Here is a 23462-nt window from a genome sequence, read left to right as displayed (position 1 = left end):
AGCTATTGTTCCTACCGGCGCGAACCCCCATATCGCGCTCCTTGCCGTTTGATGAGGTTGTCCACGTGGAAACCGTGCTTGCCGAGGATGTACTCCATCGCTTCTTGCTGGAACGTGCCGGCGTCCGGGGCGTGATCGTGCGGCTGGGCGCGGCCTGGCGCGAGGTCGCCAGCCGAGCTGAATATCCCGCGCCGCTGTTGGATCTGCTGGGCCAGACGCTAGCCGCCAGCGCGCTGCTGACCGGCAACATCAAGTTCGACGGCGCGCTGTCGGTCGAATTGAAGAGCAAGGGCGCCTTGCGGCTACTGTTCGCCGAATGCACCGATGCCGGCCGCCTGCGCGGCCTGGCACGCTGGAACGATGAGGTGCCCGACACGTTGGCCTTGAGCGAACTGCCGCAAGCCATGATGGCCATCACCATCGGCCAGGCCGAGCGTGGACAGCGCTATCAGGGCCTGGTCGATCTGAGTCATCCGGACTTGGCGGGTGCGCTGGAAAATTACTTTCAGCAGTCCGAGCAGTTGCCCGCGCGCTTTGTGCTGGCGGCGGACGATCAGCATGCCGTTGGGCTGATGCTGCAGAAAGTGCCGGGCGAAGGTGGCCACGATGCGGGACAGGACGAGGATGGATGGCCGCGTGTGGAGCATCTCACCGCCACGCTCGGTCGTGACGAATTGCTCAGCACGCCGTCGGAGGAGCTGCTGTATCGCCTCTACCACGAAGAAACCGTGCGCCTGTTTCAGCCGCGTCCGCTCGCCTTTGGCTGCAGTTGCTCGCGCGAGCGAGTGGAAGCCATGCTGCGCTCACTGGGTCGCGAAGAGATCGAAGCCACGCTGGCGTCGCAGAACGGCACGATCGAGGTCACCTGCGAATTCTGTGCGCGCACGTATACCTTCGATCGCGTGGATGCGGAGCACCTGCTGAGTGGCGGCGCGGCTGCGAGTTCGACGGTGCAGTAACCGTCTTGCGGTGTAGGTTGGGGTGAGCATTCGCTTGCCCAACCTACTTTAGCCACACCTCGACTGGTTCCGGGTGCGCGAATAGAAACCCCTGGCCGAAGCGGCAGCCGATATGCCGCAGCACCTGCCGCTGCGCATCGTCCTCAATGCCTTCGGCGATCACTTGCATTTGCAGCGAATCGGCCAGCACCTGGATCGCACGCACCACTGGCACGCTGTGGCTATTCGCCTTGGCCAGTTCGATGATGAAGCTGCGATCGATCTTCAGCGTTTCGATCGGATACTGGTGCAGATAACTGAGTGACGAATAGCCGGTGCCGAAGTCGTCGAGCGCGATGCTCACGCCGTGCTGGCGCAGGTTGTCCAGCATGCGTTTTACTTGCGAGGGATTTTCCAGCAGCGTGCGCTCGGTCACTTCGATGCGCAGCGAGCGCGGATTCACGCGATGAGCGCGCATCAGATCGAGCAGCCGGTCATCGAGATCGGATTGCCGGAAATGCCGGCCGGAGACGTTGAGGCTGACGAAGCCATCGGTACCCGCCAGCGTGCTGGCCTGTGAAGCGATTTGCTCGAAGATCTGCCAGTCGATGCTTTCTGCGCTGCCGTTTTCCTCTGCGACGGCGAGGAAGTCTCCCGGGCAGAGCAGGCCGCGCACCGGATGGCGCCAGCGCAGCAGCGCTTCATAGCCGACGGTGCGGCCGTCATCCAGCGCCACGATCGGCTGGTAGAACGGCACGAATTCATTGCGGCTCAGCGCGCGGCGCAAATCGCCTTCCATTTCCAACAGCGACAGCACTTCGCGACGCAGGCGATCGTCGAATACCGCGGCGCGATGGCGGCCTTCGTCCTTGGCGCGGTACATCGCCGCGTCCGCATCGCGTAGCAGTTCTTCCGGTTGCTGATAATGCGGGCCGGGCAGGGCGATGCCGATTGATGCGGAGGTGAAGATCTCCTTGATGCCCAACCGGAACGGTATGTGCAGTTCTTCGATGATGCGTTCGGCGACGAGTCTCGCCTTGCCGGCATCGCTGATGCCTTCCAGCAGTACCGCGAATTCGTCACCGCCCAGGCGCGCCACCAGATCGCGCGTCTTCAGGCAGGCGCGGATGCGGCTACCGGCCTGGAATAGCAGATCGTCGCCGATCAAATGACCGACCGAATCGTTGATTACCTTGAAACGGTCCAGGTCGATAAACAGCACCGCGAACAGCTTGTTCGGATCGGCGTGATACGCCTGCAACGCCTGACCCAGCCGTTGCAGCAGCAAGGTGCGATTGGGCAAGCCGGTCAGCGAATCATGCAAGGTTTCGTACATCAGCCGGCGTTCGACGCGTTCGCGCTCGGCGATCTGCTCGCGCAAATCGCGATTGGCCAGCGCCAGTGCGCGTGTGCGCTCGGTGACGCGGCGTTCCAGATTGATGTAGGCCTGCTTCAGCGATTCGCTGGTCTGCTTGCGTTGCAGCGCGTTGGCGATGTGGTAGCTGACGAAGGTGAGCAGTTCCTGGTCGCGCGTGTCGTAGATGTGTTTAGGCGAGTAGCTTTGCACGGCGAGCACGCCTTTCACGCGGTCGTCCCACACCAGCGGCACGCCCAGCCAGCACACCGATTTCGCGCCCATTTCCTGGTATTCGCCGGCGGCGGCCAGGCGTTCGAAGGTTTGACGATCGGCCAATAGCGGCTTGCCGTGTTTGAGCACGTATTCGGTGGCGCCGTTGGCGACGGGACGCTGCGCGCGCGCGCTATCGATCTCGTCCACCGAATAGGGGAAGGTGATGTTCTGGTCGCTTTCGTCTAGCAGCGCGATGTAGAAATTGCGTGCGTAGAGCAGACCGCCGACCACGCGGTGCACGGCGGCGTAGAAGTTCTGCTGGCTCTCCGGCGCGCTGGCCAGCTCCGCGATGCGAAACAGCGCCGATTGCAGGCGCTCGCCGCGTTGGCGCTGCAACACCTGCTGGCGCAGCACGCGGTTGGTGGCACGCAATGCCGCGGTGCGATCGGCCACGCGCCGTTCCAGCTCGGCGTGTGCTTCGCGTCGTTCAAGCGCGGTCTGCATGTGTTGAGCGACGTAGTTGAGCAGGTCGCGGTCGTGGTGCGTGTAATGCGTGTCGGAGCGATAACTTTGCACCACGATGCCGCCAACGGCCTGGCTGCAGCGCATAAGCGGCACGCCCAGCCAGTGTTCGCACGCGGGACCCACCAGCGCAAAGCGGCCTTCGAGCTGGCGCGCCAGTTCCTCCACCGAACCCATGATGGGCTGGCCGCTTTGTAGCAGGTTCCAGGTGAGGCTGTAGCGCATGTCCTGCAGCGGATAGCTTTCGTCCGGCGCGGGCGGCTTCTGGTCGACCGTGTCCATGTAATACGGAAAGCGCACGCTGTCGCTGACCGGGTCATACAGGAAGATGTAGAAGTTCTCCGCGTACATCAGCATGCCGACGATGGAATGCAGCGACTGCATCATCTCGGCCAGGTTGTGCGCGGTGCCGGCCAGCTCGGCGATGGCGTACAGAGCGCGCTGCAGCCGCTCGGCCATGGCCAGCCGGGAAATGGATTCGTAGAGCCGCCCGGTTTCACTCAACTGGCGCAGGCGGATGCCGGCCAGCCGACCCAGCCAGGCCAGTTCAGAATTCGCTGCCTGGTTCAGAAGGGCGGCTTCGCCCTCCAAGGCCAGTACTCTCAGGCTCTGCGGATCGCTAGCCAGATTAAGCCGACCCTGCTCCGCGGCGCCCTCGGCTTCCGGTGGCAGCCAACGGAGCGTTCCTTGCAGCCCCAATTGGTTCAGCGCCGTCTCGCAGATCTTCAAGACGCCATCCGCATCCGCTGCCCGAAACAGCCGCTCCAGCGTCTCGCGCAGCTCCACCGGCAGGACTCCGCCGGGTTCTGTCGCGAAATTGCGGCTGTCTGGCATTGAACTCATGACCTGTGGGCGTGTCCATGCGCGGTGCGTCGGATGACTATATATCGTGAAGATACCGTCATGTGTTGGTGCACATGGCTTTCTTTGACCAGGTGGAAGGATGGTCTTCCTATGCATCCCCCGTGCCACCAAGTAGTTGTTCATGTCACTGTTTTGGCCGACCGTGCCGCAAAAAAACGCGCCTTTTCCGGTTGTTAGTAAAAAGTAAAGTAAGGTATACTGAACTCCGGGAATCCGCACTGTCCAGGTACGGATGGGTCTGCCGAATCAGTCTCGAAATTTCATGCGCCGATCGCTGCTGACATTGCCGCTGCTGTGCATGCCGCTCATCGCGGCAGGGCAGACGCTGTCCGGCGATCAAATCAGCAATACCGCATGGATGCAGCAACAGCAGATCTCGATCAAGAGCGCTCAGCAGCAGCCCGCACCGGGCTCATTGCTGGTGCAGGCGCAGAGCGGCACGACAGCGGATGCGCAGAGCAACAACACCTTGCTGTCGGTCAACCCGCTTGCCGGCGGCACAGTCAATTCCAGCACCGTGCAATATGGCGTTACGCCGAACGTATCGGCGCAGGCAAGTGTCACGCAGCGCTCATGGGTGACGCAGCCGCGCATCATTAGCAGCGAAGTGGGCGCCACGTACAATGCCGGCCGCTACAGCCTGGGCGTGAGTGTTGCGCAGGATCAGGCTCCCAGTCCCACACCGCTGCCGCGCGTGCTGCCTGGCGCGGTGCCCGGCGTGAACGGTCTGTCGGATTTCGACAGCAGCACGCAGCTCAACGCACGCGGCCGTTTCGCGCTGAACGGCAACAGCGGCGTGCTGCTTGGCGCAAGCATGGGGCGCATTCGTCTGCTTCCGGGTAATCAGCTGGGCCTCAATGCGCTGGATCAGAAGGCGTTGAGCTTCGGCATCGAACACGGTCCGGTCAGTACCAGCATCGTAGGTCGCACGATGTACCCCGAGCCTGGCACGGCGGTGCCAGGCATGCTCAATGCCGAGCGCCGGTGGAACAGCATCGATCTGGGCGTGACATGGCGCCTGCCGTGGCAGGGTTCGTTGAGCTTCGGCGCGCAGAACCTATGGTCGTCTGGCAGTGCGGTGAACACGCCGGCCGGTCCGCCGGAACCGGATCAATCGCGCACGCCGTACGTGCAATATCACCAGGATCTTTGATCCATACCGAACGCAAAAAAACGCCCCCGCATGCCGGGGGCGTTTTCGTTAGTAGGAACGGGAAACGTCAACATTGCGCACGAGGCATGTCGCGTTCCCTGGCTTTTTCATTCGCCCTTCCTGATCCGCAAGTCGCCGCTGAAGGTCTCGATGTGGATCTTTCCATTACCGTTGCCGGCCACCGCGTCGAGCGTGCTGCCTGGACCATGTTCCGGACGTGTGGGTGTGCCGAAATCGGTGCGCAGGTCGCCACTGAAGGTGCTGGCGTGCAGGTTGGCGTTGAGCGGTGCGGGAAATTGCAGTTGCACGTCACCGCTCATGCTGTCGATGCTCATGTTGCCGTCCGCAGCAAGATTTCCGGTGAGCTGTACGTCACCCGATACCGTGCTCAGGCTGAGTTGTTGCCACGGGCCGCCGCCAGCTTGGATACGGCCTGAGACAGTCTGCAGTTCCACCGAATTGCCCAGCGACGGCGCAAGAATGTCGCCGCTCACCGACTGCAGCTTCGCCTGCTTGGCATGACCGGAGAAAGCGATGTTGCCGCTCACGGCGACGACGTTGAGCATTGGCGTCTGCGCATTGATGCGCACGCGGCCGCTGACCGAGTTGGCCTCGATGTCGCCGCCGTTGATGCCGTCCACGCTCAGTGGTGCGCTGACGACGTTCACTTTCACCGACGCACTGCGCGGCACGTTGATGTCCAGCGTGCTGGGCTCCATGGCGTTCTCGCCGTTCCAGTTGAACCAGCCGCCGTGGCCTTTGGCCTGTACGTTGATGATGAGGTTGTTTTCGCTGCCATCGATAGCGAGCGGCTCTGCGCCGTCGCCGAGTTGACCGCCCACGTGCACTTCGTTGCGATCCCAGGCGGTGACGGTGACTTCGCCTTTGACGTTGCTGATGGTGACGTGCACGGTGGGAGCCGCGGGGTGGCTGATATTCAGCGGGGTATCGGCAAAAGCCTGCCCTCCCGGCAGCAGGCAGAGCAACAGCGGCAGATAGCGGGCGTTTTTCATCGTTGTTATGTCCTCAGCCGGCTTGTTTCTCGAGTTCGCGCAACTGGTTCTGCTGCGCGTGGGTTCGTTGCAGCAGGCGCTGCAGGGCGGGTGAATCGGGAGCTTGCTGCATCGCCTGTTGCAGTTCCAAGCGCGCTGCATCCAGTACAAGCGCGGCGCCAGTCAGGCGCGGGTCGCTTGGTTTCCAGGACGCGTTGTTGATGTTCGTGCTGTTGGCAGCAACCGATGTGGCGTTATGCGGCGTCACTTGCATGCGCCAAACGATGCCGCCGGCCAATACCACGACGGCGGCAACGCTGGCTGCCAATGCCCACACGCGGCGATGTCGCGCACGTGGGACCGGCAACGAAGGTGTAGCTTCACTTGATGCGTCATCGTCGAGCGCAGCATCGATGCGCGTCCACAGATCGTTCCGTGGAGCGACCGGCTGGTTCAAGTCGCGCATCTGGCGCAGCCATTCGAATTCATTCATCGCACATCTCCGAGTACCTTGCGCAACAAGCCGCGTGCACGATGCAGTTGCGCCTTGGATGAGCCTACTGCCATCTCCAGTTCGTTGGCGATTTCCTCGTGGCGCCAACCTTCCACGTCGTGCAATACCAGTACCGCGCGTGCCCGTGGTGGCAGCTTGCCGATCGCGCGCTCGAGCTCTTCGCGCTCGGCGGCGCAGAACGGGGTTTCGCCATGCTCGGGAACGTTCTCCTGGTCGACATAGCCGACCGGATCGGCGCCCCGCGCGCGGATGTCCATCAGTGCCACATTGACCGCCAACCGGTAAAGCCAAGTGCCGAACGAGCTTTGCTCACGGAAACTGTCCAGTTTCTGCCATGCGCGCACGAATGCATCCTGCGTAAGATCCTCGGCGCGCGCATGATCGTAGCCGGACAATCGCAGCATGGCGCCATGGATGCGTCCTGCGTGCTGGCGGTACAGGCGCTGGAACGCCTGGCGGTCGCCTGCCGCGGCCGCGCGTACGTCATCCATTTCGTTGTTTCCCGCAGCGAGCGCAGGTGGCATAGCGCTTCCGGTGGCGATACAAGCGGCAATCATCTTGCCAGCTTGGATGCGGCTGGGGGGCGATGGGTTTAGAGCAAGGAACGGGGAACAGGGAACAGGGAACAGGGAACGGGGAGCGTGAAGGGTGAGGTGAGTTGGAATTTCCGATGAGAACAGTGGTACGGAAAAAGCGACACACCTTTGCCGTGCGACGCTTTTCCCCGTTCCCCGTTCCCCGTTCCCCGTTCCCCGTTCCCCGTTCCCCGTTCCCGGTCAGGCATTCGCCGCTTTGCGCGGCGTCTGCAAAGCGTGGTGGACGCGTTGCTGCTCTTGCCGCAGTTGTGCGGGCAGACGGTCGCCGAAACTGTCCAGGTACTCGCCGATGGCATGCAGTTCGGCCTGCCAGCCGGAGGCGTCGATATCGAGCAGTTCCATCAGCGTTTCGCGCGGCAGATCCAGGCCATCCAGCTTGAGTTCGCCAGCGGCCGGCACGGTGCCGATGGGTGTTTCGATGCCGCGCGCCTTGCCTTCCACGCGCGCGATCATCCATTCCAGCACGCGCAGGTTCTCGCCAAAGCCAGGCCACAGGAACTTGCCGTCCTTGCCTTTGCGGAACCAGTTTACGTGGAAGATTTTGGGCAGCTTGGTGCCGGTTTTGTCGAACGATAGCCAGTGCGTGAAGTAGTCGCCGTAGTGGTAGCCGCAGAACGGCTTCATCGCCATTGAGTCGCGGCGCAGTACACCCACCGCGCCGGTGGCAGCTGCAGTGGTTTCCGAACCCATGGCTGCGCCCATCAGCACGCCGTGCGCCCAGTCGCGTGATTCCATCACCAATGGCAGCAGCGACGGACGGCGGCCTCCAAAGACAATGGCACTAATCGGCACACCTTGCGCATCTTCGGCCTTGGGTGACCAGGTTGGGCATTGCTTGGCGCTCACGGTGAAGCGTGAGTTCGGATGCGCGGCCGGGCCGTTGGCCGGATCGTACGGGCGGCCTTGCCAGTCGACCACCGGCGTGCCGGGCAGGCCTTCCCACCATGGCTGGTTGTCGGCGGTAAGCGCGACGTTGGTAAAGATCGTGTCGTGCGAAATCGAGGTCAGCGCATTCGGATTGCTCTTCTCGCTGGTGCCCGGTGCTACGCCGAAGAATCCGGCTTCGGGATTGATCGCATACAGGCGGCCATCCTCGCCCGGACGCATCCAGCAGATGTCGTCGCCGATGGTCCACACGCGCCAACCGTTCCGGCGATAGCCTTCCGGCGGAATCAGCATCGCCAGGTTGGTTTTGCCGCAAGCGGAAGGGAAGGCGGCGGCGACGTAGTGCGTCTGGCCCTGCGGATTCTCGATGCCGACAATCAGCATGTGCTCGGCCAGCCATCCTTCACGCTGCGCCTGGAAGCTGGCGATGCGCAACGCGTGACACTTCTTGCCCAGCAGCGCATTGCCGCCGTAGCCGGAGCCATACGACTTGATCGTCAGCTCTTCCGGGAAATGCATGATGAAGCGGCGCTCTGGATCGAGCTCGCCGATGGAGTGCAGGCCTTTGACGAAATGACCTTCGCGCTCGATGCGCGCCAGCGCCGCGGCGCCCATGCGCGTCATCGTGCGCATGTTGATCACTACGTACGGGCTGTCGGTGATTTCCACGCCGCAGCGCGAGAGCGGTGAATCGATCGGCCCCATGCAGTACGGAATGACATACATGGTGCGGCCTTCCATGCAGCCGTCGAACAGCGCATCGATTTTGGCGTGCGCTTCGTCAGGCGCCATCCAGTTGTTGTTTGGACCGACATCCGCTTTCTGTTCGGTGCACACGAAGGTGAGGTGCTCCACGCGCGCCACGTCGGACGGATGGGAGCGATGCAGATAACAGCCCGGATGGGTCTGCTGATTGAGTTCGATCAGGTCCCCGGTCTGCAGCATCTGCTGCACCAGCGCCTGATATTCGGTGTCCGAACCATCGCACCAATGAATTGCCGCGGGACGGGTCTTGGCTGCTACGTCCTGCACCCATCGTTCAAGCGCCGCAAGCTTGCTCGTCATGTTTCCCTCACTTTTGGTATGGCCATAAATGATAGGCGCGACGGTAAGTTACGGTAACTGGCCTTTCAAGGTTGAGTGCAGCATAAGTAGGATTAAATCGAAAATCGAGCACAGATATTCGTAAGGGCGGTCGCATCCCGCCCTTACGATTTCCGATGCTTGATTTACAACCCTGCGGCGTTAAGCCGGGATCAACGTAGCGATCATGTGTTCGACATAGGCGTCGAACTCTTCGTGCGACAACCTCGGCAGACCGAGCGTGAAATTCAGCTGCAGAAAGCCGACGTAGGCGGCGTAAGTGAGGCGGGCGCGGTTGAGCGCTTCGCCGGATCCCATGCCGGCTTCGGTATAGGCCACGTGCAGGAATTCCGTGCGCCGCTTGGAAACGCGCGCCATCACCGGCACTACCAGCGGATGATCCAGTGCCTTCAGCAACGCCGCGTACACGCGATGCGGATGAAGTTCGTGCGCCACGCGCCGGAACAGCTCCGGCAGGCGTTCGCGCGGATCGGGAATGGATTCGATCTGGTTGATGATTTCGCGTTCGCCGTATTGCTCCCAGCGTTCCAGCGCGGCCTGCAGCAGCGCTTCGCGGGTGCGGAAATGCCAGTAGAAGCTGCCCTTGGTGACGCCAAGCTGACGAGCCAACGCTTCCACGGCCAGCGCGCCCACGCCTTGTTCGGCGATCAGGTTGAGTGCGGCGTCTTCCCAGTCTTCGGCGGAAAGACGCGTGCGTTCGGGTTTTTGACGGACATTCATTGCCGTATGGTAGCCCATGCGGGCGGCAAACTGGGCCGTACCAGCACGCGGGGCCGCGGGAAACGGCCGATTCTGGGGTGGGTTGACGCTGTCCCGGCACGCAACCCATACTCATGCGTATGGAATCGCATCAAGCCACCCGAACCGCATTCGCTACGGCAGACGGCCTGTCGCTGGCGGCCGATGTGCGTCATGCGTCGGGCGCGCCCACTTTGCTGTTCGCGCATGGCTTCGGCCAGACCCGCGGCGCATGGAGCGCCGCGTCAGCCACGTTGGCCGCGCGCGGTTGCCGCTGCATCACTTTTGACAGCCGCGGCCATGGCGAGAGCGATCGCGCGCCGGACGGCGACTATCACATGCAGCAATTCGTCGATGATCTGCTTGCGCTCGCTGGCGCGCAGCCAGAGCCGCCGATCCTGGTGGGTGCATCAATGGGCGGATTGCTGGGGCTGGTGACGGCAGGCGAGATGCGACCTGCACCGTTCCGCGCGCTGGTGCTGGTGGATATCACGCCGCGCTGGGAAACCGCCGGCGTCGAGCGCATCCTGGCGTTCATGCAGGCGCATCCGGATGGCTTTGCCAGTTATGCCGAAGCAGCGGAACAGATCGCCGCGTACTTGCCGCAGCGTCGCGAACGCAAGAGCGAACAGCAGTTGCGCCCCTTGCTGCGCGAAGGCGCGGACGGCCGCCTGCGCTGGCACTGGGATCCGGCACTGCTTTCCGGCGGCCTGGTCAGCGAGAGCGAACGCTATCAGCCGCGCCTGTTCGAGGCAGCGGCGAAGGTGAACGTGCCGGTGCTGCTGCTCTCCGGCGAGCGCAGCGATGTGGTTTCCCATCACACCGTCGAAGAATTCCTCGCGCTGGTACCGCATGCCCGGCATGCTCAAGTACCGGGCGCGACCCATATGTTGGCCGGGGATGCGAATGACGCATTCACGGCCGCGATTGCAGGCTTCATCGAAAGCCTGGAACCGGCCGGCGTCCAGTAGGGCGTGGCCAAGTCATCTGCCATGAGGTGTTGAGATGTCCGTACTACTGACCGTGTTGGCGGCGCTCATTGCGTCCGGCGCCTGCGCTTACCACCGCAGCAGTCTGCGCACATGGGCGATAGCCACGATAATCACCACCGTCGTGGTGGGGCTGCTGGCGCATGCACCGATCACGATGGTGATCCTGCTGGTGATCGAGCTGGCCATCGCGCTGCCGCTGTTGAACCTCGCCTTCCGCCGCAAGCAGATCAGCGCACCCTTGCTGAAAGTGTTCGCAAAGGTCACGCCGAAGCTATCGGATACGGAGCAGACGGCGCTGGAAGCGGGCACCGTCGGTTTCGAAGGCGAACTGTTCTCCGGCAAGCCGGACTGGCACGAACTGCTCAAACAGCCGAAGCCCGAACTGAGCGTGGAAGAAAAAACCTTCCTCGACGGCCCGGTGGAACAGCTGTGCGGGATGCTCGACGACTGGCAGATCACGCACGAACTGGGGGACTTGCCACCGGAAGTGTGGGACTTCATCAAGAAGCACAAATTCTTCGGCATGATCATCCCGAAGCAGTACGGCGGCCTGGGCTTCTCCGCGCTCGCGCATTCGGCAGTGCTGCAGAAGCTGGCGACGATGTCGGCGACGGTGGCCTCCACGGTGGCGGTACCGAACTCGCTGGGTCCGGCCGAACTGCTGCTGCATTACGGCAGCGACGAACAGAAGAACTACTACCTGCCGCGCCTCGCCTTTGGCGAAGAAATTCCGTGCTTCGCGCTCACCGGCCCGTACGCTGGCTCGGATGCCACCTCGATTCCGGATTACGGCATCGTCTGCAAGCAGATGGTCGACGGCGTCGAAACCATCGGCATGCGGCTGAATTTCGACAAGCGTTACATCACCCTGGCACCGATCGCCACCGTGGTTGGCTTGGCGTTCCGTCTGTACGATCCCGAGCATCTGCTGGGCGAGAAGGACGACCTCGGCATCACGCTCGCGCTGCTGCCGCGTAGCACGTCGGGCCTGGAAATCGGCCGTCGTCACTTCCCACTCAACATTCCGTTCCAGAACGGACCGGTGCGCGGCAAGGACATCTTTGCGCCGATGTCGACGCTGATCGGCGGTCCGCATATGGCCGGTCACGGCTGGCGCATGCTGGTGGAATGTCTCTCGGTGGGTCGCGCGATTTCACTACCGTCCAATGCGACGGGCGGCGTGCGCATGGCGGTGGCGGCCACCGGTGCGTATGCGCGCATGCGCAAGCAGTTCGGTCTGGCCGTGGCGCGTTTTGAAGGCGTGGAAGAAGCACTGGCACGGATCGGTGGTCTCACTTACGCAACGGCTGCGTTGTCGCGCGCGACGGCAGCAGCAGTGGATCGCGGTGAAAAACCGGCTGTACCGTCGGCCATCGCCAAATATCACGCCACCGAATGGGGCCGCGCGATCGCCGGCGACGCGATGGACGTGCACGGCGGCAAAGCCGTGCAGCTCGGCCCGAAGAACTATGCGGGCCGCGCCTGGCAGGGCGTACCGATCGCGATCACGGTGGAAGGCGCGAACATCATGACGCGCAGCCTGATGATCTTCGGTCAGGGCGCGATCCGCTGCCATCCTTACGTGCTGAAGGAAATGCAGGCACTGTCCATTGCCGATTACGGCGAGCGCCTGAAAACGTTCGACCGTGCGCTGTTCGGTCACATCGGCTTTGGCATATCCAATGCTGTGCGCAGCTTTGTGTTCGGCATCACCGGCGCACGCATCGGGGATGCGGCGGGCGATGCCTACGTGCGCCGCTATTACCGCAAGCTCAATCGCTACTCCGCTGCGCTGGCGCTATGCGCCGACACCTTCATGGGCGTGCTCGGCGGCAAGCTGAAGTTCAAGGAAAAGCTCTCCGCGCGCCTGGGCGACGTGCTCAGCTATCTCTACATCGCCAGCGCGATGTTGAAGCGTTACGAAGATACCGGCCGTCCGGAAGCGGATCGTCCGTTGCTGGCGTGGGCCTTCCACGAATGCATGTGGCGCACGCAGATGGCGTTGGATGGCGCGATTCGCAATTTCCCCGTGCGCCCGGTTTCGTGGCTGTTGCGTGTGCTGGTGTTCCCGTTCGGCCGTCGTGAAGTGCCGCCGTCGGATCGGCTGGGACGTCGTGTCGCGGCCATCATCACCGCGCCGGGCGAAGCGCGCGATCGTTTGCTGGAGTGGACCTATCTCACGCCCACGTCCAACAACACCGTCGGCCGCATGAATCAGCTATTGCCGGACGTGATTGCTGCCGAACCGGTGGAGCGCAAATTCCTCAAGGCGCAGAAAGCGGGACAGTTCAAGTCGCACGATTATCTTGGGCAACTGGATGAAGCGTTGAAGGCTGGTGTGATCGATGCCTCCGAAGCCGCTCTGCTCAAGCGCGTGCGCGAAGGCGTGTTCGAGTTCATCTCGGTGGATGATTTCGATCCGGCGGAGCTGCGCTCGGCGATCACGCGCAAGGATCCGAAGAAGTTGGCGGATGCGGCTTAAGAGCTGCATTTTTCCTTTGCCTGAATTAATCCGAGAAGCTGCTCCCTCCCCTGCTTGCAGGGGATCGCTGGGGTGGGGTGAACACTTGCCTGAGACTTTCCCGCAAGTGTTCACCCTCTCCTAACCTCCCCCTGCAAGCAGGGGGAGGAGGTCATTCGACGCTTCGTTTTACGGGGGCTACAAGGCGTGAGCACATCGCTGCTTTCTCTATACCAACGCATCACCCGCTGGCCCTGCGGTCACTGGCTGTTCTCCCGCGCCGTCTGTTTGCGCGCGCCTTACTTCGCCACCATCGCCCCGTATTTCGTCACGCTGGAACCAGGCCGCTGCGAAGTTCGCATGCGCGATCGGTGGCGTGTGCACAACCATATCGGTACTGTGCACGCGATTGCACTGTGCAATCTTGCCGAACTTAGCGCAGGCGTGATGGCCGAAGCGACCCTGCCACCGGATGCGCGCTGGATTCCCAAAGGCATGAGCGTGGCATACCTCAGCCGGGCAAAGGGAAGCATGCATGCGGTTGCCACGCCGGAAACACAGCTCGGCGAAGTGGATAACGGCCGGGAATGGCCGGTGGTCGTCGAGGTTACGGATCCGACGGGAACACCGGTCTTCCGCGCGCACATCACGATGTGGGTGTCGCCTCGTAAGAAGTCGTAGCGCGGCGTGACCAGCTTGGCCGCACGATGCTTCCGCGCCGCAATGCAATCACCAGCAGCGCTATCGACACTGAGGTGCACACGGCCAACGCTACTACTGAGGCCTCCGCACCGAACGCGCCGCCGCTCAGCCAATCCGGTCCCGTGCGCGACGAAATCAACCAGCCCTTTGCATCGCCACCCGATACCGGAATGCCGTAGATTGTGCCTTGTGTGATGTTCCACGCGGCATGCAGGCCGATGCATGCCCATAGCGTTCGCGTCACGTGGAAAACCAGCGCCAGCAGAATGCCAGCTTCGATCGCGATGGCCAGCGAACTCCACAGTGAGGCGCCGGGATTGAAGAAGTGCGCACCACCAAAGAAGATGGCCGAAATCGCGAGTGCCCACCAGGTGCCGAGCCCTTCCTCGACGATGCGAAATAGTACGCCGCGTGTGAGAATCTCTTCTCCGATACCTGCGCCGACACCTGCAACGAGCACGGCCGGCAGCCAATTGACGTCAGCGTTGATGCCAAGCACGTGATAGCTGCCGAACAGCCATAGCAGGCCGACCACGATGCTGAAGATCAGGAAGCCAGCCAACAAGCCCGCTGCGCCGTACGTGGGGATTGTCCGCAAGGACAGCTCGCGCATGCGCCTGCGTTCGATCAACAGCACAAGGACAAGGTAGCTGATGACAGTGGACAAAAGCTGCATCGACAGCGCGGCCAGCGCGTGTTGCAGCGGCGTGGCTGTCTTGCTCATCCAGCCCAGCATGACAAGACCGCTGTGGACCACGTAGCCGATGCCGAACACCATTGCCGCGTAGATCACGATGCGGGCGAGCGGCGAAAAAATGAGCCAGCGTTGCCAGTTTGGCGCGAGTGCCGGCGTGCGGAAGGCGACGGTTTCCTGCATGGCAATCCCCTTGATTGGTGGAGCTCAGGCTACGCAGTTGGTTCGGCGGCATGCAGTGCCACACGTCATCCACCGGCGTGAGCCTCAGGACGAAGCCAGCGCGCATCCGTTCTTGCCATGTTCCTTGACCTGGTACAGCGCTCGGTCGGCAGCCTGGATCAGCACCTCGTCCGAATCGATCTGCTCGTTCCACAGTGCGATGCCGATGCTGGCGCTCACTCGTGCGAGGATGGCGCCTTGTTCGGCCTGCAGTGGATAGGGCTGCGCAAGTACGTTGCAGATGTCTTGGCAACGTTGCAGCAGCGGCGTGATGTCGCCGGCCTCCTGGAAGATCACCGCGAACTCGTCACCGCCGAGACGCGCGGCCGTGTCGTTGGCGCGCACGTGACGGCTCAGGCGCGAAGAAATGGCCTGCAGCAGCGCATCGCCCGCCGGATGGCCGTAGGTGTCGTTCACGCCCTTGAAGCCGTCGATATCGACCAACGCCAGCGCAAACGGCACGCCATGCACGGTGCTGTACTGAACCGCAGCACGCAGGCGGTCGTGGAACAGTACGCGATTGGGCAGCCCGGTCAGCATGTCGTGGGTGGCCTGATGGCGCACCTGGGCCTCGATACGTTGGCGCTCGGCAATTTCCACCTGCAACTGCCGGTTGCGCTCGGATAGTTCCTCCAACGTCTGCTGCAATTGCATGCGCGCGTTGTGCAGTTCCAGGAACACGCGCACCTTCGATTTGAGAATGGTGTCGTTGATCGGCTTGGCGATGTAGTCGACTGCGCCGGAGCGGTAACCCTTTAAACGGTTGATGTCATCGGCGTACGCGGCCGTTACGAAGATGACCGGCGTATCGCGCAGCTGTTCTGTTTCGCCGAGCAGTTGCGCGACTTCGAAGCCATCCATGTCGGGCATGTTCACGTCGAGCAGGATCAGCGCGAAATGTTGGTCGAGACATCGCGACAGCGCTTCGTTGCCGCTGCTGGCTTCCACCAGTTCGGCACCGCTGTCGGCCAACAGATGACGCATGGCCACGAGGTTGGCGCGGGTGTCGTCGACCACCAGAATCTTGGGAACGTGAGTAGTCATGCCAGGCAGAGTCGGTTTAGCACGTGGGCGATCTCCGAAAGGGGCACGCAGTAATCCGCGCCGGCGGTATCCAGGGCCGCTTGCGGCATGGTGGCTGCTTCGGCGTCCACCGGAGATTGCACCACGGCGAGGCCGCCAAGCTGGCGAATGCGTCGCAGTCCGGCGGCCCCATCGGCATTGGCGCCGGTGAGCACCACGCCGATGAGCCCGTCGCGCCAGGCCTCGGCGGCGGAATAGAACAACACATCGATCGATGGCCGCGCATGGTTCACACGCGGATCGATAGACAAGGCGAAATGCAGATCGCTTTCCACCAGTAGATGGTAGCCCGAAGGCGCAAGGTACACGACGCCCGGTTGCACCACTTCACGCTCGACAGCCTCGATCACCGGCAAAGCCGACATGCGCCCCAGCACGTCGCACAGCATGTCCACCGTGTCGGCATGGCTGTGCAGGCATACCAAGATGGCCTGCGAAAGCTTTGCATCCAGGCCGCCGAGCACGCTCTTGAGCGCATCCACGCCGCCGGCCGAGCAACCGATCGCGATGGCGGTGGGCCTGCTCATGCGTGGTTGCCATCCGCGTGGGTAGCAAGCCGGTAGATACGCATCGCCGAATCGAATGGCGAGAAATCTTGTGCGTGCGGCGCCGGATTGAGGTTTTCGCGCAGACCCAGGCATAGAAAACCACCGCGCACCAGGCTGTCGCGAAACAGTGTCAGCGCGCGATCCTGCAACGCATCGGAAAAATAGATCAGCACGTTGCGACACAAGATCAGATGCGCTTCGCAGAACACGCCATCGGTGGCGAGGTTGTGCACGGCGAAAGTTACGTGCCGGCGCAGGCGCTGATTGAGCTTGATTAGCTTGTAGCCCGCGCTACAGTAATCGGCCAGCGAATGAATGCCGCCGGCAGCCTGGTAGTTACGCGACCACTGTTGTGCGTCCTTCACTGGGTAGATGCCTTCGCTGGCGCGGTGCAGGGCGCGGTCGCTGAGGTCGGTGGCAAAAATCTGCGAACGATCGTAAAGCCCCGCTTCCTCCAGCAGGATCGCCAGCGAATACACTTCCTGGCCGTGCGCGCAGCCGGCTTGCCAGATGTTGATGTGCGGATAAGACGCCAGCAGCGGGAACACTTTTTCGCGCAGCGCGCGGAACATGGCCGGGTCGCGGAACATCTCCGAGGTCGGCACGGTCAAGCCTTCCAGCACGTTCGACAGCAGTTGCGGTTCGTGCAGTACGCGCTCGGTCAGGCCACTGATGGTCTTGCAGCCGAGCTGGTCGGCCAGCAGGCGCACGCGGCGCCTTAGCGAGGCCGGCGCGTATTGGCCGAAGTCGTAACCGTGGCGTTTCTGCAGCGCCTGCACGAACAGCCCCACCTCGATACTGTCCAGTTCCGATGCGTCCATGATCACCACGCTCCGTCAGTCGCGCAGCCACATGCGAATCAGTGAAGCCAGCTTGTCCACGTCGACCGGCTTGGACAGATAGTCGTTGGCGCCCGCTTCCAGGCAGCGCTCGCGATCGCCGCGCATGGCCTTGGCTGTCAGTGCGATGATCGGCAGGCGGGACAGGGTTGGTTGTGCGCGAATGGCACGCGTAGCTTCGTAACCGTCCATGCCCGGCATCATGATGTCCATCAGCACCAGTTCTACCTGCGGGTTTTCGGCGAGCACCTGCAGCGCCTTCTGTCCGTCCTGCGCCATGCTCACTTGCATGCCCCAGTCGCGCAGCACCTTGGAAAGCGCAAACAGGTTGCGCATGTCATCGTCCACCAGCAGTACATGATGTCCGCGTAAACCATCATCCGTTGCGGCAGGACTGCCGGTCGCCTGCTTGCTGTTGCGAATGCTGTGCAGGAACAGGCTGACTTCATCCATGAGCCGCTCGGGCGCGCGCGTGCCTTTCATGACGATGCTGTCGGTGTACTGGCGGATGCGCAGGCTTTCCTCGCGGCTCAGTTCGCGGCCGGAGTACACCACCACCGGCGGTACGTTGCCGCTTTCGGCGAGCTTTTCCAGAAAATCGATACCCGACATGCCGGGCAGGCCGAGATCGAGCACGATGCAGTCGTAACTGGCAGACGAGATCTTCTGCAGGGCTTCCTCGCCTGACTCGGCCTGCTCGATCTTCAGGTCTTCGTCCTGGCTCAACAGGATTTGCAGCGATTCGCGCACGAGACGGTCATCGTCCACCACTAGCAAATGCCGCGTGCGGCCCTTGGCGAACGAGAGCAGCCGTTCAAGCGCACCGTAGATGGCCTCTCGCGTTACCGGCTTGGTGAGGAAGCCTACCGCGCCGAGCTCGCGACCGCGTCCTGCATCGTCGGTTGCAGTGAGGAAATGCACGGGGATGTGGCGTGTGACGGGATCGGCCTTGAGCCTCTCGATCACCGTCCAGCCATCCATGCCTGGCAGCATCACGTCCAGCAGAATGCCTACCGGGTGATGGCGGCGAGCCAGTTCGAGACCGGCTTCGCCATTGGGGGCGTGCAGCATCCGGTGCCCTTTCTGCCGCACGATGTCGGCGAGGATGTGTGCGAATGCCGGATCGTCTTCGACGACCAGAATCACGCTGTCGCCAGGGGCGATGCGTTCGCGATCGTCTTTCATGCCCTCGGCCGGCAGCAGTGCGCGCGTCACCGGACGAGGTGCCGGCATGGCGTTGGAGGTTGCGGGCGCGCCAACGCTCGCGGTGGTACCGGTGCTGCGCTCGGGCAGCAACAGCACGAACTCGCTGCCTTGTCCGACTTCGCTGCGCAGCACGATGTCGCCGCCCAGCAATGCCGCCATGCGCCGTGAAATGCTCAAGCCTAGCCCGGTGCCGCCGAATTGCCGGCTGGTGCTGCTGTCCGCTTGCTCGAAGGCGTTGAAGATGCGCTCCAGCTTGTCGGTCGGTATGCCGATGCCGCTGTCCTTGACACTGATCGCCAGCAACGCGTTGCCGCGTAATGCTTCGGGAACGGGCAGGTCGCCGACGGGCCGGCTTATGTGGACGCGAATGCTGCCTTTGGCCGTGAACTTGAAGGCATTGGCCAGCAGGTTGTTGACGATCTGTTCCAGCCGGGTGGGATCGGTATGGATAGCCTCGGGCAAGGATTCGCCAACGGTGACCTCGTAGTCCAACTGCTTGTCGCGCGCCACGTGATCGAAGTTGCGCCGGAAGCTGCGTGCCAGATTCTGCAGCGGGTAATCCACCAGCGACAGCTCCATCTTGCCGGCTTCGATCTTGGAGAGATCGAGGATGTCATTGATCAGCCGCAACAGGCTGGAGCCGGCGTCATGAATGATCCGCGCCGATTCCACTTGCTCGCCGTCCAAGTTGCCTTCGCGGTTGTCGGCCAGACTACGCGACAGGATCAGCAGGCTGTTCAAGGGCGTGCGCAGTTCGTGCGACATGTTGGCGAGAAATTCGCTCTTGTACTGGCTGGCGCGTGCCAGTTCGTCCGCCTTCTGCTCGGTTTCCTGCTGCAGGACTTCCACTTGCTGCTTCTGCTCGCGCAGCGTGTCGGTCATCATGCGCAACTCTTCGTTGGAAGCCTGCAGTTCGTCGGCCTGCACACGCAGCTCTTCCTCGGAAGCAAGCAGGCGCTGGGATTGTTCTTCCAGCTCGATGGTCTTGGTCTGCAAGGTGTCGTTGGCCGCGCGCAACGCTTCCTGCTGTTGACGCATGGTGACAGCGGAGATGCGCAATTCGTCTGCCTGCTCGCGTGTTTGTTCCAGCAATTGTTCGGTGTTCACCGCGCGGTTGAGGTTTTCCAGCGTGAGCGCCGCCAGCGGCAGCAATTCTTCCAACAACTGTTCGTGATGCGGCGTCGGCGCGCCAAAGCCGCCGAATTCCAGCACGCCCACGAGCTGGTTGCGCACCAACAGCGGCAGAATGGTGAGATAGCGCGGCACCGCTGCGCCGCTGCCGGAATCGATGCGGAAATAGTTGTGTGGCACGTCGTCCAGCACGATCGGCTGGCGCGAGGATGCGCATTGGCCGACTAGCCCTTCGCCCGGCATGTATGCGTCCGGACTGTTCTGCAGGCGTAGACCGTAGCTGCCAAGCAGGTCGAGGCGCTGGCGCGATTCGTCGAAGCCGTAGAACAGCACCACCCCGGCATGAATCAACGGCGCCAGCTGGGAGACCAGTCGCTCAGCAAAATCGCGATGATTCGTGGCGGCCTGCAGGCTGGCGGAAATCGCTGTGGCGTCGCTCTTCAGCTTTGCCTGGGCATGCGATTCGATCACCATCTGCTTGAACACCTGCAGCGCGCGCGAGATCTCCCCGATTTCATCTTTGCGTTCGACACCGCGGATCGGAATGGTGTGATCGTGGTTGGCCAGCCGGGTCATCGATTCGCCCAGCCGGCGGATCGGGCGCGCGACCATGCGTGAGGTCAGCGAGATCACCATCAGACCGAGGGCAAGGCCGATCAGCGCGCTGACGATGTTGACGTAGAGCGTCTCCTTCAACAGCCGCTCCACACTGCGGACGCGCGTGATGAGCAGCTCGCGCTCGGTCTCGCTCATCTGGTCCAGCACCGCCGTGCAATCCTCGATGTGCACGGTGCGGTGCGCGATGTAGTTCGCCTCGATTGTCGCTACCTGCGCGGCGATCTGCGGATCACCGGGCTTGAGCGAAGCGGCCGGATCCACAACCATCGCCTGCATCTCGCGGTTCCACTGCAGCGCCAGCGTCTGGATGCGGTCGATACGCGCCTGCTGCAGCGGGTTGTCGGAGGTGAGGTGGCGCAGTTCGGCAAGCTGCGCCAAGAACATGGTGTTGCTGCTTTTTGCGCGCGCCAATTCCTTGGGATCGTGGATGAGCATGAACCCGCGCAGCCCGACCTGGCCGGAGAGGGCCGTGCGTTGCAGTTCCTCGATCTGCAGCAGCACCTGATAGGTGTGATCCGCCCATCGGCGCGTTTCCGACTGCCTGTTCTGCGAGGTGACATTGATCAGGCTGTTGAGAATGAACAAGCCGAGCAACAGCCCGATCGCGATAATGATCTTGTAGCGGATGGGCAGATTGGCCAGCCAGCCATACTTCCTTGGAGTCGGCGTCACAGTGGAGCTGACCATGCGTAATCCCGCTGAGGTGACAGTTGGATATGCCGCGTCCGGTAGCCCGAACGGCGGTCCCCTGGCACCAGATTAGCGAGATGCCTGGCCGGGCGGTACTGTCCGGCTAGGTGATGACTGCGTGAAGGCGGCGAGGTTGCCGCGGGTTTAAACGTCGACGGCGGTGGCGTGCTCGCGGGTGGCAGAGAAGCGCACGGCAGGCGAGCGCTCCTGGGTGAGCTGCAGGTTCACGCGGGTAGGGGCGAGATAGACGAGTTCACCGGCCCCGTCGATGGCGAGGTTCATGATGTTCTTCTCGCGGAATTCTTCCAGCTTCTTTGCGTCATCGCAGTGGATCCAGCGGGCCGTCACCACGCCGACCGGTTCGAAGCTGGCGTCCACGCCGTATTCGTCCTTCAGGCGGTAGGCCACCACGTCGAACTGCAGCACGCCAACCGCGCCCAGGATCAGGTCGTTGCTCATCAGTGGGCGAAAGAACTGCGTGGCACCTTCCTCGGATAGCTGCGCCAGGCCTTTCTGCAGTGCCTTCATCTTTAGCGGATCACGCAGGCGCGCGCGACGGAACAGTTCCGGGGCGAAGTTGGGGATGCCGGTGAAGCTGATGGCTTCGCCTTCCGTGAAGGTATCGCCGATGCTGATGGTGCCGTGGTTGTGCAGGCCGATCACGTCGCCGGGATAGGCGCTTTCCACAATCTCGCGGTCGCTGGCCATGAAGGTGAGCGCATTGGCGATGCGTACTTCCTTGCTGGTGCGCGTCTGCACCATCTTCATGCCGGCGGTATAGGTGCCGGAGCACACGCGCATGAAAGCCACGCGGTCGCGATGCGCCGGATCCATGTTGGCCTGGATCTTGAACACGAAGCCGGTGAGTTTTTCTTCTTCCGGCTTCACATCACGGTTGAGTGTGGTGCGCAGGCGCGGCGAGGGCGCGTGCGCCACGAAGAAATCCAGCAGCAACTGCACGCCGAAGTTGTTCACGGCCGAGCCGAAGAACACGGGCGTGAGCTTGCCGGCAAGGTATTTTTCAATGTCGAAGGGATGCGACGCGCCTTGGACCAGTTCCAGTTCTTCGCGTATCTCGTTCAGCGCTTCGCTGCCGATGGCTGCTTCCAGACCCGGTGCGTCGAGCCCTTTGAAAATGGTCGAATCCTGCCGCGTGAAGTTCTTGCCGGGTTCGAATACGTGCACCTCGTCCAGCAGCAGGTGGTATACGCCCTTCAGGCGTTTGCCCATGCCGATCGGCCAGGTCAGCGGCGCGCAGGCGATGCCGAGTACCGATTCCACCTCGTCCAGCAACTCGATCGGCGAACGGCCTTCGCGGTCGAGCTTGTTGATGAAGGTCATGATCGGCGTATCGCGCAGGCGGCACACCTCCATCAGCTTGATCGTGCGTTCCTCCACGCCCTTGGCGCAGTCGATCACCATCAGTGCCGAGTCCACCGCGGTGAGCACGCGGTAAGTGTCCTCGGAGAAGTCCGCGTGGCCTGGGGTATCGAGCAGATTGACGATCTTGCCCTCATACGGGAACTGCATCACCGAGGAGGTGACCGAAATACCGCGCTCTTTTTCCAGCGCCATCCAGTCCGAGGTGGCATGCCGCGCCGCCTTGCGGCCCTTCACCGAGCCGGCCATCTGGATCGCGCCGCCGAACAGCAGCAGCTTTTCCGTCAGCGTGGTTTTGCCCGCGTCGGGATGGCTGATGATGGCGAAGGTGCGGCGGCGATTGGTTTCTTGCAGATGGTTGGACATAAGGAGGGTAGGCAAATGGCGCTAACCCACTATTGTACCCGACGGCGTTGTCCCGGCTGTTTTTTGAGTCATTTGCGGCTTGTTTGGCGGGAGGTTCAACGCTGGTCGGGCAGTCGGCTTCGCCGCAAACGCCGTTCGCTGCGCATGACGTAGAGGATGATCACGACGTCATGATCAACGCGGTAAAAGATCCTGCAGGGTGGTTCCACGATCTGCCGATAGCGCGAACCTCTCAGCTCCGGCGGTCGGGAGCCGCTCTCAGGATGGTTGGCAAGCTGCGCCACATGAGCGAAAACGCGCTGGACGAGTTCACGCGCTGCATCGGGATTATCTAGTGCGATGTAATCGGCAATCTCGTCCAATTCGCTGAGCGCCGGTTCGGTCCAGATTATTTCAGCCATCGTTTCAGGCGGGTCCTTGCCTGCTCATGGGACAGCGTGCGTTGTTCTTCTACGGCGCGCTCGCCACGTGCAATACCTTCCAGCAGTTTCATGCGTTGCTGCATGGCCTCGAAGGATTCGACATCGATCAGGTAGGCGCTGGGTAGGCCGTGCTGTGTGATCAGGATTGGCTCGCGATCGCGCTCCAGTTCGGCCAGTAAATCCGTGGCCTGGCGTTTGAGCGTGGTGACGAGTTCAGTGCGCATGGAGTGAT

19 protein-coding genes are annotated in these 23462 nt (G+C 62.3%); 5 read left to right on the top strand and 14 right to left on the bottom strand.

What is annotated here, in order from left to right; all coding sequences use genetic code 11:
• Window positions 1-65: 65 nt before the first annotated feature.
• Window positions 66-959, top strand: coding sequence for an Hsp33 family molecular chaperone HslO (gene hslO, locus ISP18_RS14510; RefSeq protein ID WP_380013290.1), 894 nt, complete (start codon window positions 66-68; stop codon window positions 957-959).
• Between the two features lie 43 nt (window positions 960-1002).
• On the opposite strand, the gene ISP18_RS14505 is transcribed toward hslO, so the two are convergent.
• Window positions 1003-3873, bottom strand: coding sequence for a bifunctional diguanylate cyclase/phosphodiesterase (locus tag ISP18_RS14505; protein WP_380013287.1), 2871 nt, complete (start codon window positions 3871-3873; stop codon window positions 1003-1005).
• A gap of 283 nt (window positions 3874-4156) precedes the next feature.
• Between ISP18_RS14505 and ISP18_RS14500 the strand changes: the two genes are divergently transcribed.
• Window positions 4157-5047, top strand: coding sequence for a hypothetical protein (locus ISP18_RS14500; RefSeq protein WP_380013284.1), 891 nt, complete (start codon window positions 4157-4159; stop codon window positions 5045-5047).
• 107 nt (window positions 5048-5154) lie between these two features.
• On the opposite strand, the gene ISP18_RS14495 is transcribed toward ISP18_RS14500, so the two are convergent.
• From ISP18_RS14495 to ISP18_RS14475, 5 genes are all read right to left on the bottom strand, one after another.
• Window positions 5155-6060, bottom strand: coding sequence for a DUF4097 family beta strand repeat-containing protein (locus tag ISP18_RS14495; RefSeq protein ID WP_380013281.1), 906 nt, complete (start codon window positions 6058-6060; stop codon window positions 5155-5157).
• A gap of 13 nt (window positions 6061-6073) precedes the next feature.
• Window positions 6074-6532 (bottom strand): hypothetical protein, encoded by a 459-nt coding sequence (locus tag ISP18_RS14490; RefSeq protein WP_380013278.1) that lies wholly within the window; start codon window positions 6530-6532, stop codon window positions 6074-6076.
• The gene (locus ISP18_RS14485; RefSeq protein WP_380013275.1) at window positions 6529-7077 is read right to left on the bottom strand and encodes an RNA polymerase sigma factor; all 549 of its coding nucleotides are present in this window, start codon (window positions 7075-7077) and stop codon (window positions 6529-6531) included. The genes ISP18_RS14490 and ISP18_RS14485 overlap by 4 nt, the downstream gene beginning before the upstream one ends.
• A 252-nt stretch (window positions 7078-7329) precedes the next feature.
• The gene (locus tag ISP18_RS14480) at window positions 7330-9099 is read right to left on the bottom strand and encodes a phosphoenolpyruvate carboxykinase (GTP) (RefSeq protein WP_380013272.1); all 1770 of its coding nucleotides are present in this window, start codon (window positions 9097-9099) and stop codon (window positions 7330-7332) included.
• 180 nt (window positions 9100-9279) lie between these two features.
• Window positions 9280-9858, bottom strand: coding sequence for a TetR/AcrR family transcriptional regulator (locus tag ISP18_RS14475; RefSeq protein ID WP_380013269.1), 579 nt, complete (start codon window positions 9856-9858; stop codon window positions 9280-9282).
• A gap of 113 nt (window positions 9859-9971) precedes the next feature.
• Here ISP18_RS14475 and ISP18_RS14470 point away from each other — a divergent pair, with 113 nt between their 5' ends.
• From ISP18_RS14470 to ISP18_RS14460, 3 genes are all read left to right on the top strand, one after another.
• Window positions 9972-10847, top strand: a complete 876-nt coding sequence (locus tag ISP18_RS14470) for an alpha/beta fold hydrolase (RefSeq protein ID WP_380013266.1) — start codon at window positions 9972-9974, stop codon at window positions 10845-10847.
• 34 nt (window positions 10848-10881) lie between these two features.
• Window positions 10882-13350, top strand: a complete 2469-nt coding sequence (locus ISP18_RS14465) for an acyl-CoA dehydrogenase (RefSeq protein WP_380013263.1) — start codon at window positions 10882-10884, stop codon at window positions 13348-13350.
• A gap of 186 nt (window positions 13351-13536) precedes the next feature.
• Window positions 13537-14010: a hotdog fold domain-containing protein gene (locus tag ISP18_RS14460; RefSeq protein ID WP_380013260.1), complete on the top strand. Its 474-nt coding sequence runs from the start codon at window positions 13537-13539 to the stop codon at window positions 14008-14010.
• Here ISP18_RS14460 and ISP18_RS14455 read toward each other — a convergent pair.
• From ISP18_RS14455 to ISP18_RS14420, 8 genes are all read right to left on the bottom strand, one after another.
• Entirely contained in the window at window positions 13976-14908 is a 933-nt protein-coding gene (locus ISP18_RS14455; protein WP_380013257.1) for a CPBP family intramembrane glutamic endopeptidase, read from the bottom strand. The genes ISP18_RS14460 and ISP18_RS14455 overlap by 35 nt on opposite strands.
• Window positions 14909-14992: 84 nt before the next feature.
• Window positions 14993-15991, bottom strand: a complete 999-nt coding sequence (locus ISP18_RS14450; RefSeq protein WP_380013254.1) for a diguanylate cyclase domain-containing protein — start codon at window positions 15989-15991, stop codon at window positions 14993-14995.
• Window positions 15988-16557 carry a chemotaxis protein CheB gene (locus ISP18_RS14445; RefSeq protein ID WP_380013251.1) on the bottom strand — a complete coding sequence of 190 codons (570 nt, stop codon included), beginning with the start codon at window positions 16555-16557 and terminating at the stop codon, window positions 15988-15990. The genes ISP18_RS14450 and ISP18_RS14445 overlap by 4 nt, the downstream gene beginning before the upstream one ends.
• Window positions 16554-17399 (bottom strand): CheR family methyltransferase, encoded by an 846-nt coding sequence (locus ISP18_RS14440; protein WP_380013249.1) that lies wholly within the window; start codon window positions 17397-17399, stop codon window positions 16554-16556. Before ISP18_RS14440 ends, ISP18_RS14445 begins: the two co-directional genes overlap by 4 nt.
• A gap of 15 nt (window positions 17400-17414) precedes the next feature.
• Entirely contained in the window at window positions 17415-21059 is a 3645-nt protein-coding gene (locus ISP18_RS14435; protein ID WP_380013246.1) for a response regulator, read from the bottom strand.
• Window positions 21060-21206: 147 nt separating this feature from the next.
• On the bottom strand, window positions 21207-22808 hold the full coding sequence (locus ISP18_RS14430) for a peptide chain release factor 3 (RefSeq protein ID WP_380015855.1): 1602 nt from the start codon (window positions 22806-22808) through the stop codon (window positions 21207-21209).
• Between the two features lie 95 nt (window positions 22809-22903).
• A complete protein-coding gene (locus ISP18_RS14425) occupies window positions 22904-23209 on the bottom strand; it encodes a type II toxin-antitoxin system RelE/ParE family toxin (RefSeq protein WP_380013243.1) in 306 nt (101 codons plus the stop codon).
• Window positions 23197-23454 (bottom strand): type II toxin-antitoxin system prevent-host-death family antitoxin, encoded by a 258-nt coding sequence (locus ISP18_RS14420; RefSeq protein ID WP_380013240.1) that lies wholly within the window; start codon window positions 23452-23454, stop codon window positions 23197-23199. The genes ISP18_RS14425 and ISP18_RS14420 overlap by 13 nt, the downstream gene beginning before the upstream one ends.
• Window positions 23455-23462 lie beyond the last annotated feature (8 nt).

The organism is Dyella humi (genome assembly GCF_044904605.1).
Classification (GTDB): Bacteria; Pseudomonadota; Gammaproteobacteria; order Xanthomonadales; family Rhodanobacteraceae; genus Dyella_B; species Dyella_B humi.
Note: the sequence above shows the minus strand (reverse complement) of the source record. Positions and strands in the feature narration are given on the sequence as shown.

Bases quoted from the DNA above. Each gene is read 5' to 3' on its own strand.
- ISP18_RS14440 (WP_380013249.1), bottom strand. From the start codon at position 17,399: ATGGACGCATCGGAACTGGACAGTATCGAGGTGGGGCTGTTCGTGCAG.
- ISP18_RS14505 (WP_380013287.1), bottom strand. From the start codon at position 3,873: ATGAGTTCAATGCCAGACAGCCGCAATTTCGCGACAGAACCCGGCGGA.
- ISP18_RS14455 (WP_380013257.1), bottom strand. From the start codon at position 14,908: ATGCAGGAAACCGTCGCCTTCCGCACGCCGGCACTCGCGCCAAACTGG.
- ISP18_RS14450 (WP_380013254.1), bottom strand. From the start codon at position 15,991: ATGACTACTCACGTTCCCAAGATTCTGGTGGTCGACGACACCCGCGCC.
- ISP18_RS14420 (WP_380013240.1), bottom strand. From the start codon at position 23,454: ATGCGCACTGAACTCGTCACCACGCTCAAACGCCAGGCCACGGATTTA.
- ISP18_RS14425 (WP_380013243.1), bottom strand. From the start codon at position 23,209: ATGGCTGAAATAATCTGGACCGAACCGGCGCTCAGCGAATTGGACGAG.
- ISP18_RS14480 (WP_380013272.1), bottom strand. From the start codon at position 9,099: ATGACGAGCAAGCTTGCGGCGCTTGAACGATGGGTGCAGGACGTAGCA.
- ISP18_RS14475 (WP_380013269.1), bottom strand. From the start codon at position 9,858: ATGAATGTCCGTCAAAAACCCGAACGCACGCGTCTTTCCGCCGAAGAC.
- ISP18_RS14470 (WP_380013266.1), top strand. From the start codon at position 9,972: ATGCGTATGGAATCGCATCAAGCCACCCGAACCGCATTCGCTACGGCA.
- ISP18_RS14445 (WP_380013251.1), bottom strand. From the start codon at position 16,557: ATGAGCAGGCCCACCGCCATCGCGATCGGTTGCTCGGCCGGCGGCGTG.
- ISP18_RS14500 (WP_380013284.1), top strand. From the start codon at position 4,157: ATGCGCCGATCGCTGCTGACATTGCCGCTGCTGTGCATGCCGCTCATC.
- ISP18_RS14430 (WP_380015855.1), bottom strand. From the start codon at position 22,808: ATGTCCAACCATCTGCAAGAAACCAATCGCCGCCGCACCTTCGCCATC.
- ISP18_RS14465 (WP_380013263.1), top strand. From the start codon at position 10,882: ATGTCCGTACTACTGACCGTGTTGGCGGCGCTCATTGCGTCCGGCGCC.
- ISP18_RS14435 (WP_380013246.1), bottom strand. From the start codon at position 21,059: ATGGTCAGCTCCACTGTGACGCCGACTCCAAGGAAGTATGGCTGGCTG.
- ISP18_RS14495 (WP_380013281.1), bottom strand. From the start codon at position 6,060: ATGAAAAACGCCCGCTATCTGCCGCTGTTGCTCTGCCTGCTGCCGGGA.
- ISP18_RS14485 (WP_380013275.1), bottom strand. From the start codon at position 7,077: ATGCCACCTGCGCTCGCTGCGGGAAACAACGAAATGGATGACGTACGC.
- ISP18_RS14490 (WP_380013278.1), bottom strand. From the start codon at position 6,532: ATGAATGAATTCGAATGGCTGCGCCAGATGCGCGACTTGAACCAGCCG.